The 15,203-nt window shown below is 41.1% G+C and carries 8 protein-coding genes; 6 read left to right on the plus strand and 2 right to left on the minus strand.

Features of this window, described 5'->3' with window-relative positions; all coding sequences use genetic code 11:
• Positions 1 to 81: 81 nt before the first annotated feature.
• Complete coding sequence (locus ALE3EI_RS08180) at positions 82 to 1,062, minus strand: D-alanine--D-alanine ligase (RefSeq protein WP_186987795.1); 981 nt, start codon at positions 1,060 to 1,062, stop codon at positions 82 to 84.
• A 97-nt stretch (positions 1,063 to 1,159) separates the two neighbouring features.
• Here ALE3EI_RS08180 and ALE3EI_RS08185 point away from each other — a divergent pair, with 97 nt between their 5' ends.
• The 4 genes from ALE3EI_RS08185 to ALE3EI_RS08200 are packed head-to-tail and all read left to right on the plus strand — an operon-like array spanning position 1,160 to position 4,286.
• A complete protein-coding gene (locus tag ALE3EI_RS08185) occupies positions 1,160 to 1,795 on the plus strand; it encodes a PASTA domain-containing protein (RefSeq protein ID WP_186987796.1) in 636 nt (211 codons plus the stop codon).
• Positions 1,746 to 2,825, plus strand: a complete 1,080-nt coding sequence (locus ALE3EI_RS08190; RefSeq protein ID WP_186992329.1) for an RluA family pseudouridine synthase — start codon at positions 1,746 to 1,748, stop codon at positions 2,823 to 2,825. Before ALE3EI_RS08185 ends, ALE3EI_RS08190 begins: the two co-directional genes overlap by 50 nt.
• Positions 2,826 to 2,865: 40 nt before the next feature.
• Positions 2,866 to 3,627, plus strand: a complete 762-nt coding sequence (gene yaaA / locus ALE3EI_RS08195) for a peroxide stress protein YaaA (protein ID WP_186987797.1) — start codon at positions 2,866 to 2,868, stop codon at positions 3,625 to 3,627.
• Positions 3,627 to 4,286: a uracil-DNA glycosylase family protein gene (locus ALE3EI_RS08200; protein WP_186987798.1), complete on the plus strand. Its 660-nt coding sequence runs from the start codon at positions 3,627 to 3,629 to the stop codon at positions 4,284 to 4,286. The genes yaaA and ALE3EI_RS08200 overlap by 1 nt, the downstream gene beginning before the upstream one ends.
• Here ALE3EI_RS08200 and ALE3EI_RS08205 read toward each other — a convergent pair.
• Complete coding sequence (locus ALE3EI_RS08205; protein WP_186987799.1) at positions 4,283 to 7,576, minus strand: VCBS repeat-containing protein; 3,294 nt, start codon at positions 7,574 to 7,576, stop codon at positions 4,283 to 4,285. The two genes, ALE3EI_RS08200 and ALE3EI_RS08205, sit on opposite strands and share 4 nt — an antisense overlap.
• 239 nt (positions 7,577 to 7,815) lie before the next feature.
• Between ALE3EI_RS08205 and ALE3EI_RS08210 the strand changes: the two genes are divergently transcribed.
• Positions 7,816 to 11,184: a VCBS repeat-containing protein gene (locus ALE3EI_RS08210; protein WP_186987800.1), complete on the plus strand. Its 3,369-nt coding sequence runs from the start codon at positions 7,816 to 7,818 to the stop codon at positions 11,182 to 11,184.
• A gap of 186 nt (positions 11,185 to 11,370) precedes the next feature.
• Positions 11,371 to 15,150 (plus strand): proprotein convertase P-domain-containing protein, encoded by a 3,780-nt coding sequence (locus tag ALE3EI_RS08215; protein WP_186987801.1) that lies wholly within the window; start codon positions 11,371 to 11,373, stop codon positions 15,148 to 15,150.
• Positions 15,151 to 15,203: the final 53 nt, after the last annotated feature.

Here is a 15,203-nt window from a genome sequence, read left to right on the forward strand (position 1 = left end):
TTGAATTCTGACTAGTGTGATGTAAGTAGTGAAAAATGAGAAGTAAGTAAACTAATTCTCCTAACTCCTAACTCCTAACTCCTAATTTACCTCCGCCTCTTCAACCAGCATCCCAAAAAATTCGGTGAGCGTCATTCCGGCTTCACGTATTTGCTTGGGAACAATACTTTCCTTCGAAAGTCCGGGAGTAGTATTGATCTCTAAAAAGAAGGGTTTCCCTTTCTGAATAATAAATTCTGCACGGGTAACGCCGCTCATGTTTAGCAGCTTATATATTCTCTTGGCCTCTTCTTGTACCAACTTGGTTTCTTCTTCTGAAATTCGGGCCGGGGTGATCTCTTCAGATTGTCCAAGGTATTTGGCTTCATAGTCGAAAAAATCATTTTCGGTAACGATCTCGGTAACGGGAAGGGCGTTGATCGTATTATTGGTTTTATACACTCCCACCGAAACTTCTACGCCCACCAATGCGGTTTCGATGATCACTTCATGATCCTCTGCGAAAGCCTTCTCAATGGAAGGGATCAACATATCAAGCTCTTTTACCTTGCTCACTCCAAAACTCGATCCGGCTCTGTTTGGTTTTACAAAACAGGGCAGGCCTACTTTTTTTACGATCTCTTCGGAAGGGATTTCGTTGCCTTGGTTAATGTAATAGGAGTTGGCGCAGTGTATATTGAATTGTTTTAATACTGAAAGACAATCTCGTTTGTTGAAACTTAGTGCCGCCTGATAGAAGCCGGTGCTGGTTTGTGGGATTTCCAGTAAATTCCAGTACGCCTGAAGGAATCCGTCTTCGCCGGGCGTTCCGTGTACGGTATTAAAGATCACATCGGGTTTAACGGTGGTACTTCCATCCTTAAAACTGAAATCATCTTTAGATACAGCATGTTTATCACCCTTAGGGGCTACATAATACCAACCTTCTTTGAGAATATGAACGGCAAAGACATTGTATTTAGCGCGATCTAACTCTTCAAAAACCACAGCGCCGCTGTTAAGTGATATTTCATATTCAGAGGAATAGCCGCCCATCACAACGGCAACATTTTTTTTCTTCATAACAAAGTAACGATTACAACGTTTAACAAAAATATCACTATTCAATTTAAAGATACTAACTTTAGGTTTTATATTTTTGCCTACCAACCCTCAACGTATGACATTTTTTAAATTCATGTTTACAAAGGCGTTCTTAAAGCAGTTATTATTAGCTGTTTTGGCACTTATAGTACTCTCATTCATAATTCTTTGGTGGTTGCGTAGCACGACCAATCACAATCAGAAAATTGAAGTGCCCGATCTGGCTAAAATGGCATTGGATGATGTAGAAGAAACTCTGGATGAATACGATCTAAACTTCGAAATATTGGATTCGGCGAATTATAATCCCGAGTTTCCGAAATATTCGGTGATCGAACAGATTCCTAAGGCTGGTAGTTTTGTGAAAGAAAACCGCAAGATCTATTTATACCTCAATCCTTCAGGATACAGAAAAGTTATCATTCCGGGTGTCGTGGGTAAGACCTTGCGTCAGGCAGAGCCTACGCTCAAGGCCATGGGCTTCGAGATAGGTAAGATTAGTTATCGCCCGTATATTGCTCCCGATGAGGTGTTGGAATTACGTCATAACGGCTCGAAGATCGAACCGGGAGATGAGCTTCAGAAGACTTCGGTGATCGATCTAATTGTTGGGGATGGCTCCGGAAGTCTCCGTAGAAATGAAGAAAATAATCCTGAAGAGGATGCTTCCGAAGAAAATTCAACCGAAACAACCGACGAAGGTGGAAACTAATCCCCAGTCTGAAGATACCGGAAACGACGATCTCTACGAACATTTTCGGTTTGTGGCAGATCCCGGTCAGCAACCCCTTAGAGTCGATAAATACCTGATGAACCGGGTAGAAAATGCCACGCGTAATAAAATTCAGAAGGCAGCCAAGGACGGAAATATCTTCGTTAATGATGTGGCTGTAAAATCCAGCTATAAAGTCAAGGGAAATGATGTGGTCACCGTACTTTTCGAGCATCCTCCTTACGAATTCCTGCTGGTACCCGAAGATATTCCAATTGATATTATTTACGAGGATGATGAGGTGTTGGTGGTGAATAAACCTGCCGGCATGGTGGTTCATCCGGGCCACGGAAACTATAGCGGGACGTTAATAAATGCACTGACTTTTCATTTTGAAAACCTGCCCAATAACAGCAGTAACCGACCGGGATTGGTACATCGAATAGATAAAGATACCAGCGGACTCTTGGTAATTGCTAAGACAGAGGAAGCCATGACACATTTGTCACGACAGTTTTTTAATAAAAGTACCGAGCGGGAATACGTAGCATTGGTATGGGGTAATATGGAAGAAGATGAAGGGACTATAGAAGGACATATAGGTAGACATCCTAAGAACAGACTTCAGAATACCGTGTTTTTAGACGATGATGCCGATGACAAGGGAAAGCCGGCGGTAACCCACTATAAAGTGTTGGAACGACTTGGCTATGTCACTTTGGTTTCCTGTAGGCTGGAAACAGGACGCACACATCAAATAAGGGTGCATTTAAAACATATAGGACATACACTCTTTAATGACGAGCGCTACGGTGGGGATAAAATCTTAAAAGGAACCAGCTTTAGTAAATACAAGCAATTTGTAGACAATTGCTTTAAAATATTACCGAGACAGGCACTTCATGCCCGTACCTTGGGATTTGAACATCCGGTAACCGGCAAAATGCTACGGTTTGAGTCACCCATTCCAGATGATATCGAAACCTGTCTTGAAAAATGGCGTAATTATTCGAAGCATGTGATCGAGTAGAAGCTCGAAAATTCTTGCTATTTTTGGAGAAAAGTTACATATGAAAGTTGTTATATCTCCGGCAAAATCACTCGATTTTGAAACTAAATTACCTACTTCACGAGCTACGCAGCCCAAATTTCTAAAGGAGGCTGAAATGATCAATACCAAACTTTCCAACAAGTCGAAAAAGTCTATTGGGAAATTGATGAGTATCAGTGATGCTTTGGCCGAGTTGAATTACAACCGGTATAAAGAATTTTCCACTCCATTTACCCAGAGTAATGCGCGTCCAGCAATTTATGCCTTTGCGGGTGATGTCTACCAAGGTTTGGATGCCTACACGATTCCTTCAGAAAAACTTGACAGCTTACAGAATACCGTCCGCATACTGTCTGGGATGTATGGAATTTTAAGGCCTTTAGACCTTATTCAGCCTTACCGACTGGAGATGGGAACCCAATTGCCTGTAAGCAGAAAAAAAAACCTGTATGATTTCTGGAAAAAGAAGCTCACATCCACTTTGAATGACGAATTAGAGGATGGCGAGCTTTTCCTGAATTTGGCCAGCAACGAATACTTTAAGGCCATCGATGCCAAAAAATTGAATGCTGAAGTGATCTCGCCGGTGTTCAAGGATTTTAAGGATGGTAAACTCATGCTGATTTCATTTTTTGCGAAAAAGGCGAGAGGTAGTATGGCTCGGTATGTGGTTGATAATGATATAAATACTTTGGAAGGTGTGAAAGCATTTAATTACGATGGGTATTCCTATAGTGCTGCCGAAACCAAAAAAGAAAACAAGCCCGTCTTTATTCGATAGTGTTTTTGCATACACACCCATACCCGCCGTTTATTCCTGAATTTGCTACAAAACTTATCGTTGGAACCTTACCACCACCCCGTTTTACCACCGGTGATCTAAAAGAAGGAGATGTCGATTTTTGCTACGGAAGTCGCGACGGACAACTTTGGCCGATACTCAATACTATATTCGACTTAGATCTGAAGTTTGAAACAACGAGGGAAGCCATAGCACAACGGAAGAATTTTTTAAAGGATCGCGGCATAGGAATCTGTGATATAGTGGAGTCTGCGGGTCGGGAAAAGGTAGACGCCTCAGATCTTGGAATGCAGCAGGTGGTGTTACGAGATATTTTAGAAGTTTTAAGGGTCAATTCACGAATTGACACCTTGTTATTTACGGGTGGAAATAGTAAGAACGGTCCCGAATATTTTTTCCGTCAACTACTGAAAAGAGAAGGATTGTCCTTAAAAATTATTTCTTCGGAAGTACCTCGAATTCATGAATTGAGACTCCCGGATTCAAACAGGATCATTACAACGGTATCGTTAACAGCACCATCCGGGGCTGCAAACAGAGCGGTTGGGAGTTTACAACGGTATAAAGAAATGAAAGCTCTTGATCCAAAGCTCACAACCATAGATTTTAGGATAGCCCAGTATAAACCCTTCTTCTAAGGATTAAAACTGAAGATCTCAAGAGGAGCATTATTACTTACCACCATAAAATGTTTCTTGCCGGCGATAGTGATTTCCTGTAGATCTTTGGCATCGGAAGCAACAAATGGATCCAGCTCCTGGGAATACCTAAACCCTCCTTTTCCATCTCCCAAAAGCACATAACCGTAATTGCTGTCATAGCGAATAGTCTCCACTTCGGCATCGTAGATTCCGCCCACACCCATAATATCGTTAAGCCCATCGTTGTTGTAATCCCCTACAGTAAAGGCAAGGGTAGGCCCTAATTGTGCTTCATTGGGCAGTTTCTTTATCTCGAAGGTACCGTCGCCTTTATTTTCTGCATAGACCGTTTCGAACATATAAGCTGTAAGACGATAAGCCTCTTTGAGTTCATCTTCACCATATATATCATCCATTTCGAGCGAGGCAAATTCCTTATAGCTCTGGATCTTTTCGAGCAGGAAGGGGTTTTGCTGACTGCTGCATTCTTTACCTCGTACGGGCACCAATCTTCCGTCGTTGATCTTACTTAAGGCAACATCGAAGCTACCGTTATCGTCAAAATCCTTGGCGTAAATGTAGATCGGTTTTTCCTTTTTAGGCTGGAATTTGTTGTTTAGACCCAGATTTCCGAAGACATAATCCTCGTCACCGTCACCATCAAAATCTGATGCGGTAACGCTAAACCACCAGCCTTCAGTTTTTTCAAGACCTCCAATGGCTTCAGCCCGTTCAAAAATACCGTTGGTATTGTTAAAGAAGGTTGGAGCCATCCATTCGCCCACCAGGACCAAATCCGGATCGTTGTCTCCATCATAGTCTGAGAACACGGCTTCAGAAACCATGCCTATTTCAGATAAACCATTATGTTGAGAGGTAACATCCTTAAACGTACCTCGTTCATTCTTCAGAATATAGGAACGCGGAGACAAGGGATATTTTCCGGGCACAACATTTCCGCCAACAAAAAGATCCAAATCACCGTCCTTATCAATATCGGCGGCCGCCACAGCTTTGCCGGAAACCAACATTCTCGGCAGGGCACTGGAATTTAAGGTAAAATTTCCTTTGCCGTCGTTCATATACAATCTGTCCTGAAGTCGTGTATCGTTTTCTTTGAGATCGTAACCGGCACTTACCACATACAGGTCCTGATCTCCATCGCCATCGGCATCAAAGAAGAGTGCGTTAGCATCTTCGTATTTGGCTTCTTTGGTCCATAATGTTTCGTTGGATTTTGCGAAAGTGCCATCACTGTTCTGCAGGTACAATGCGGCTGGAGCCCCTAGGGCATTTCCTACGAAGAAATCTTCCAGTCCGTCCCCATTTACATCGGCTTTTGCGAGTCCGGCACCTTTGGTGGATTGCTTTTGAGGAATTAATAACTGTAGGTCGAAGTCATTAAAATCGTTCTCTATATGAGTAAAATCAATACCTAATGAAGCACTATTTACGCTTTTTTTAGCCGAAACGAAATTGCGCAGTGCAAGTTCGTCGTTTTTGGCGGTGGCGTAGTCAATTTCTAAACGTTGGTTTGCTGCAGAGTTTTCCACTTTAGATATCTTACCATCGGGCCATTTTACAATAACTTCGGAAGGAGCATCGCTGGTTCCAAGACCGAATTGCAGTACAGCCGGTACGGTAGACTCGAATCCTCTGGCCGTGTATAATTTCTGAAACTGTCTGTTTTCATTATTCTTTACATATACTGACGCGCCAATCCCCTGAAGATTCGTCTCCGGCCCTTTTAGTTTTACCTGAAGAAAATTTTCGTTCGCATTATTCTTATAGAGTCCCACTTCATCGTTAATATTATTCACGATAAGGTCGAGGTCCCCGTCGTTGTCGAAATCGGCATAAGCAGCGCCATTCGAGAAATTGGGATCTTCCAGTCCCCATTCGGTTATCATTTTCTGAAAGGTAAGATCGCCCTTGTTCTTATAAATATAATTGCTGAGTTTTTCAGCCGGCATCATATCGAGCACATCTTCTAGTTTCATTGTTTCTCCTCTTTCATTTTTTTCACGCAATTGTGTTCTGAAATCCTGATTGGTGTAATCTTTAAGTACCCCGTTAGTTATAAAAATATCTTTCATACCATCATTGTCGAAGTCGGCAATAAGGGGTGCCCAACTCCAGTCGGTTTTTACGATCCCACTTAGCTGTCCTGTTTCTTTAAATTTTCCATTACCGGAATTCATATGGAGCATATTGGCCATATAGGCATGATGGTATCCAACTTTTACCATGCTCATAAAATTTTCTGTACTCATGGATGCCATATTTTCCTTGCTTCGGGCATAGTTTTCGGCAAGCATATCTACGGTGATGAGGTCTTCGTACATATTGTTATCCAGATCGGCATAGTCTGCTCCCATACTGTTAAAGGAGATATGCTGGATGCGTTCATTGATCTCATTTTTAAATGTGCCATCTTGCTGGTTGATATACATTACGTCGGGTTCAAGAAAATCGTTGGAAACATGTATATCGTCCCAGCCGTCATTATTAAAATCACCTATTACGACGGCCAATCCCCAGGCTTTATTATACAGCCCGGCTTCACCGGTCACTTTGGTGAATCTGTTTCCATCGTTTCTATAGAGCTGATCACTTGTGGTTTCTTCTATCTGACTCTGAATCACTCCACTTATCTTGGTGTTGTTTTTAAAATCCGGACGATAATTGAGAACATATAGGTCCATATCTCCATCCTTGTCAAAATCTAACTGATATGCCTGAGTGGTATACCCGGGATCGTCAAGACCCCACTTAGCAGCTTCCTCAACGAATGTTCCGTCCTTTTTATTAACGAAAAGTTTATTTCTCCTTCCATTATCATCATTAAGAGAACCTGCTTTACCTATATACATGTCGAGCCAACCGTCATTGTTAATATCCAGAATCGTAACGCCGGTTGAAAAGCCTGTGTTGTCTATAGTTCCGGAGGCAAGTGTAACATCTTCAAATTCGAAATTTCCATTATTTAAGTACATTTTGTTGGGTCCTAAATTTGAGACCAGATAAATATCTTCCATGCCATCATTGTTGAAGTCGCCAACGCCAACACCACCGCCGGTATAGATGTATGGATAATTTAAAAAATTGAAATCGAATTTCTCTTCTACCAGATTTATAAAAGTGAGGTTGGAAGAAGCCGAATTAACTTTAGTGAATAAGGTTGTTGCGCCATCGGTTAAAGTACCCGATTTTTTAGGAGCAACTGTGGAATCTGAACACGCGACGATTAGGAGGGAAACAAAGGAAGCACAAATCTTTAATTTCATGGTATTTTGAGTAAAGAGGTTCTCACAAATATATAAAATCTGAAGACTTGATATTCAGCCCTCTTAGAAATCTGAATAATAATGATGTGACGTATTTTCTGTGGTATTTAAATTAAAAATAGTTGAGAAAAAGATAAATAAATTGATTATTAAAAAAATTTGATTTTAAGGTTAGCTAAAAAAAGCTATATTCCATAAATTTTTTTTGACAGCAACTAATCTCTTCATTTTTAACTAAAATGTACTTCAAATCAGCCAAAAATTTCAGTGTACTTTTTTCAAACTCTGTAAAAGTTCTTTCATTCCTTCTTATCTGTTTTATCTTTATGAATTGTGACAATAAAACTGAAGAAAAAGAAGAGTATAACGGACCATTATTTAGTCTGGTATCACCAGAACAATCGGGTCTAAACTTTATAAATAATCTACCCCCCGAAAGCAGGGGATTCAATATAGTAGTTTATCAATACCTTCATAATGGAGCGGGAGTTTCAGTGGGGGACATAAATAATGACGGGTTATTAGATATTTTCTTTGTTACAAATTTTGGAGATGATAAGCTCTATTTGAACAAAGGGAATATGAAGTTTGAAGAAATTGCCCAAAGAGCAGGAGTGAAAGGAAAGTGGGGTTGGTCTACGGGAAGTACCATGGTCGATATTAACGGAGACGGTTTTCTGGATATCTATGTTAGCCGATCGGGGGACATGGACCCTGAAAAGAGAAAAAATGCCTTGTTTATAAATAACGGTGATCTTACATTTTCTGAACGAGCCGAGGAATATGGATTAGCCGATGAGAGTTACTCTACACAAGCCAGTTTTTTCGATTACGACAAGGATGGGGATTTAGATATGTATTTGCTTAATCATAACATTATTGCGGTTCTGGATAAAGATCTTCAGTTTGAGAGAAATAACAGAAACCCATATGCAGGAGATAAATTATTCAGAAATGACAATGGAAAGTTTATCGATGTAAGCGAGGAGGCAGGAATCATTGGAAATGGTATTGGGTATGGTTTGAGTGTCTCTGCTGGAGATATCAATAACGATGGTTGGCCGGATCTCTATGTTAGTAATGATTATATAGAGCATGATTATTTATACTATAATAATGGTGATGGCACATTTTCAGAAAAGCTGAAACAATCGACAAAACACATATCGAATTTTTCAATGGGATCGGATATTGCAGATTTCAATAACGATGGCCTTTTGGACATCATGGTTGTCGATATGGTGGCGGAAGATAATTACAGAACCAAGACAAACATGAGTGGTATGAATACTGAAAAGTTTTATGCCGCTGTCGATAATGGTTTTCATCATCAGTATATGATGAATACCCTACAGATGAATAATGGAAATGGTACGTTTAGCGAAGTTTCACAGTTAGCCGGATTATCGAATACCGATTGGAGTTGGGCGCCATTGTGGGCAGATTTTGATATGGACGGTCGTAAAGATCTGTTGGTCACCAATGGTTTAAGAAAGGAAGCCAGGAATAGTGACTTTGTGAACCGCAAGCGGGAAATTATGATGCAGATGCAGAATGATCCCACGCGTAACCTGGAGTATATAAAAATGATCCTGGATGAATTGCCCGAGAATATGATCAAAAATTATATTTACAGAAACGAGGGAGATATTAGATTTTCAAACATGCGAGACCAATGGGGACTTACTCAAACGTCCTATTCTAACGGTGCAGCTTACGCCGACCTTGATAATGATGGGGATCTGGATATTGTAATTTCTAATATAGACCATCCTGCTTTTTTATATGAAAATAAATCTGAATTATTATCGGATAAAAATTATTTAAAAGTAAAACTTACAGGTAAGGGTACGAATGTTTCTGGTATTGGAACGAGAGTCACATTAAAAACAGGAGATGAGATTCAAGTGCAGGAGCACTATATGAGTAGAGGCTATCAATCTTCTACACCCGACGAACTTTACTTTGGGTTTGGAAAAAACACGAAAATAGATTCGCTTTGGTTGGAGTGGCCGGATGGAAGTATTCAATTACTTACAGAAATCGAGGCCAATCAGAATTTGCAAGTAGCTTTCGATAAAAACCGGTTAACCAAAATAAAACCGATTCAGAAAAACTATAGGCCCATATTTTCGGAAGTGACACAATCTCTAAGTGTCCCTTACGTACACAAGGAAAATGTGTACAATGATTTTGCCAGAGAGATCCTTATTCCGCATAAGCTCTCTATGCAGGGTCCCGGGATGGCTGTTGGGGATGTAAATGGTGACGGGATGGAGGATTTTTATATTGGTGCGGCAAAAGGCGAATCTGCAAAATTATTTCTACAAACGAAAAGCGGTTCTTATCTCGAAACAAATCAAACCGCTTGGCTTTCAGATAGAAAATTTGAAGATGTTTCTGCTGTTTTTTTCGACTTAGAAAACGATGGAGATTTGGATTTATATGTGGTGAGTGGAGGCAATGAAGTTACAATAGCTTCGGAAGAACTTCAAGACCGACTTTATATCAATGACGGATCCGGGAATTTTAGTAAAGCGATTGCTGCATTACCTAAAATGTTCACAAGTGGAAGCTCGGTTTCTGCTGAAGATTTTGACGGGGATGGGGATATGGATCTATTTGTGGGAGGAAGGGTAGTACCCGGTGCTTATCCAATGGCCCCAAGAAGTTATTTATTACAAAACAACAATGGAATTTTTGAAGATGTTACAAAGTCACTGGCTCCGGAACTTGAAAGTCCGGGGATGGTAACCAGCAGTGTTTGGGTAGATTTTGATAAGGATGGAAAAAAAGATCTGGTGGTTGCTGGTGAATGGATGCCTATTATGGTAATGCACAATAATGGAAATTACTTCAATAATGTAAGTGCTAAACTTGGATTGCAGGACACTGCAGGTTGGTGGAACGCTGTTGCAAGCGGTGATTTTGATGGGGATGGGGATGAGGATTTTATTTTTGGGAATCTTGGCCTGAATTATAAGTACAGAACAACTTCAGAGCAAACCTTCGATATTTATTACGATGATTTTGATAGCAATGGTACCGGAGATATTGTACTTACTTACAATGAAAGTGGTGAAGTGTACACGCTAAGAGGAAGAGAATGTACATCGCAACAAATGCCATTTATAAAAGAAAAATTTAAAACGTATGATGCTTTTGCCAGAGCAAACATTTCAGAAATATTTGGCGAGGAAAATTTAAATAATGCGCTGCATTTAAGTGCTCAGACGTTTGCCAGTGTCTATGTTGAGAACAATGGAGACTCCAAATGGAATGTCACGGCACTGCCGCGATTGGCACAATTATCTTCAGTAAACGGAATTGTCGTCAAGGATTTCGATGGAGATTCGAAATTGGATGTTGTGATTGCGGGAAATTTGTTCGAATCGGAAGTTGAAACACCCCGAAATGACGCATCGCAGGGATTATTCCTAAAAGGAGATGGTGAGGGAAATTTTACGGTGCTTAGCTGTTTGGAATCCGGCATCAATGCTTCCGGTAATGTTAAGGAAGTACATATGATTACTTTAGGAAGTACCAGGCAAATTGCTTTTGTAAATAACAGTGATAAACTTCAATTTTTCAGGCTTAATAATTTGTAGTAAAATACCTACACATTCTGATTTAAGTCCAGACTATAGTTCGATTATCTACTAATTTGGTGGGATTAACGACTCTTTCAACTGATTATTGTTTTAAATGACAAATAATATTTTGCTGCCCAGAAATTTTATGTTATTTTTAACAATTGACAAATTGATTAACTAACATTTAATAATTTCAGATTTATGAAAAAAATTACATTTGCCTTTTTTGCCTTATTTGCATTATGCTTTTCGGGTAATCTTATGGCTCAAACTGAAATTCCGCAAGCTGCCGGTACCTTTACGGCCGGGACAGATTTTGTGGATGGTGACATTTACACCGATTCCGGTGGATCCACCGGAAATTATGCCAGCAATGAACTTTCTACAATGATGTTCTGCGCGAATCCCGGCGAATTTATTGTAATCGACTTTACAACATTCGATGTTGAAGCTTCCGGTGGTGGGGGAGGTCAATGTTGGGACAATCTTACCATCTCCGGTGATACCGGAGGGATGGATGGTACTTATGCCGGTGATGGATTTGATGCAGGTGCCGGATTAGTTTGTATGGATGGTACCGACGGTGCCGGAAATCCCACATTAGGCCCATTTACCTCAGCAGCCGGTGGATGTCTTACATTTACATTTGACTCTGATTCTTCTGTGACACAGTCAGGATGGACAGCAGATATTAATGTGAATACCGTGCCACCTATGGCTTGTGGTGTACCGCTTGGGCAACCCATTCCTGAGGTAGGAACAAGTGGGTCCATGGTACCTTCTGTTGCATCTATTGTCAATTGTGGATTTATTGGTTCAAATTACGCCATTGATAGTGTAGAGCTTGATCTTAATCATACTTTTGACGGTGATCTTGACATTACACTAACCTCACCCGAAGGGACCACAATATTCCTAGCCGATCAAATTGGTGGTTCAGGAGACAACTTTACCGGCACAGTCTTTATGGACGGAAATCCTAATATTACTTCAGGTGCTCCACCATATACCGGAACTTTTGAAGCGCAAGGTGGTCAGTTAAATACCATATTTGCCGGAGAAAATATTAGTGGAGACTGGACTTTAAATATTTTAGACAATTTTGGAGGTGATTCAGGAATGTTAAATAACTTCTGTATTAATTTTACCGAACTAAGTCCTAATCAGCCTCCTATAGTTTCATGTCCTGGAAACATCAATGTGAATAACGATGCAGGACAGTGTAGTGCAGTGGTAAACTTTGGTAATCCGGCAGCGATCGATCCTGAAGGAGGCCCTGTAACTGTAACTCAAACCGGTGGTCTTCCAAGTGGAGATCCATTCCCGGTAGGAACTACCACCGTAGAATTTACCGTAACCGATGCATGTGGTGCGTCAACGATTTGTACTTTCGATGTAGTTGTTACGGATAACGAACCACCTTCTCAATTCGATTGTCCTGCAGATATCGTAGTTGATAATGATCCTGGAGATTGTGGAGCGGTTGTAAATTATCCTGATCCTATTTTAATGGATAACTGTTTTGCATCTACTACAGGTAGTGCTACATACGATCAAACGATCAACTTTACAAATCCTGCCTTGATGAGTAGCAATATCTTTAGCTTTACCGGAGCGATCGTTGGAGCAACTGCCGATGCAACTCTTGAAGTAAGAACCTTTGGAGACATCGATAATGCTACAGAAATCTGGCAAATTGAGGACGAAGATGGCAATCCTACCGGACAAATTGGTAATACCGGAGTTTTTGCAGATCAGTGTAATACAATTCTTATGGAGACCTTTACCATACCTGCTGCCATGATCGATACTTGGGCGGCCGATGGACAAATTGATTTTACAGGATTTGACTTAGTAGGAGGAATTAACGTGACACTTTGTGGAGGTGACTTCCTTGAGTTACGACTTATATACGATTATACTTCAACAACGCAACCTCCGGTACCTTATACGGTAGTAACCGGATTGCCAAGTGGTTCTGTATTCCCTGTGGGAACTACATTAACTACACTTGAATATTCAGATTCTGGAGGAAACACGGTTCAATGTTCATTTAACGTAACGGTTAATGATACAGAAGCACCGGAAATAGTTTGTGTTGGAGAACAAGTAATTCCACCACTTATCGCGGGAGACTCACCGAGTACTCCAATCGTTGATAATACAACATTCTCAGAAACACTTACTGTGACTGAAGATCATGTTATTACAGATCTAAATGTGGATATCGATATTACACATACATGGACAGGAGATATTACAATTACTCTAGAATCGCCAGCCGGTACTGTTGTAACTGTATTTGACGATCTTGACGGTTGTTCAGCAAATGATATTGTGACAACCTTTGACGATCAATCTGCGAATGTATTGGATTGCGATCCGGGTGGAGTTGGTACCAATGGTGATGCCTTCCCTGAAGCAGATTATATTCCAAGTAATCCGTTAGCAGCTTTCAATGGAGAAAGCACTTTAGGAGATTGGATATTATCTATTGAGGATGACGCAGGTGGAGATACCGGTACGTTAAATTCGTATGCTTTAGTATTCGACTTTACGCCTGTAGTAGGTACACCGCTGGATGTTGTTCTAGATGCCAATGGTATGGCCAGTATTCCTGTGTCGAGTCTTGTGATGTCATCTTCCGATAACTGTGGCCCTGTTACGGTAACAGCCGGAGGAGCAGCAGGAACGTACGATTCTACTATTAACATAGTGAATCCTACACTTGCAAGCACCAACATCTTCAGCTTTGCTGGAACTCCTGTTGGAGCTACCGGTGATGCTACCTTAGAAGTTAGAACTTTTGGAGATATCGACGGAGCTGTTGGTGGAACCAACGAAGAGATGTGGACCATTACCGATGAAGATGCTGCAACCACCGGAACTATTGGTGGAACAGGTGTCTTCGCCGACCAGTGTTCTACGACACTTATGGAAACCTTTACGATCCCTGCAGCAATGATCGATACCTGGGCAGCCGATGGAATGATCGACTTTACCGGTACCGATGTAGCAGGAAATATAAACGTAACCCTTTGTGGAGGTGATTTCCTTGAGTTGCGACTTACCTACAATTTCGATCAGGCGTCTTCTACTATCGACTTTACTTGTGACGATGTAGGACAGAATTCTATAGTAGTTACTGCTACAGATCCTAGTGGAAATGAGTCCACTTGTACTGCAACAGTAAACGTGATCGATGACACCGATCCTATACTTGTTTGTCAGGATGTAACTATCGAATTGGGTGCCGACGGTACCGCAATGGTAGATCCACAAGCATTTGTAGACGTTGCCAATACAATTGAGGCCTGTGGTCTTGCTGTACTTGCTACCGATGTTACCGATGTAAGTTGTGATGATATTGGAACACCAATTACAGTGACGCTGTTTGTAGCAGATCCAAGTGGAAACCTTGCTTCCTGTACTGCGACCCTTACGGTTGTAGATCTGTTAGGACCGGATGTTACTTGTCCTGCAGATCAAACCGTGGATCCGGGACCAGGAAACTTGTTCTATACCGTACCGGATTACTTCGCTACGGGAGAGGCTACAGCTCTTGACAACTGTACCGATCCTGTAACAGTATTCTCTCAGGATCCTGCAGCAGGTTCTCAGATTCCAGACGGAGTTTACAATGTACAGGTATGTGCAACCGATGAGTATGGTAATGAAAACTGCTGTACCTTCGAACTTACAGTAGAGAGCATCTTAGGAAACGAAGACAGTGAGCTAAGCAACGCCATTGTGATGTATCCTAACCCTGCACAGAACGAGGTAAGAATCTCTAACGGATCTAACCTTTTACTGAACAATGCACAGATCTATGATGTGAATGGAAAGCTCATAAGCACCATCGATCTTAGAGATATGCAGCAGGAGAAAGTGATTGATATTTCAGGTTTATCATCAGGAGTGTACGTGGTACAGATCACCGGTGAGAACTCAAGCGTTGTAAAACGATTGATCAAGGAATAATCAATAGAGTAACCAACCAAAAAGAAACCCCCTTGGCGATGCCAAGGGGGTTT

It is taken from the genome of Constantimarinum furrinae (genome assembly GCF_014295415.1).
Taxonomy (GTDB): domain Bacteria; phylum Bacteroidota; class Bacteroidia; order Flavobacteriales; family Flavobacteriaceae; genus Constantimarinum; species Constantimarinum furrinae.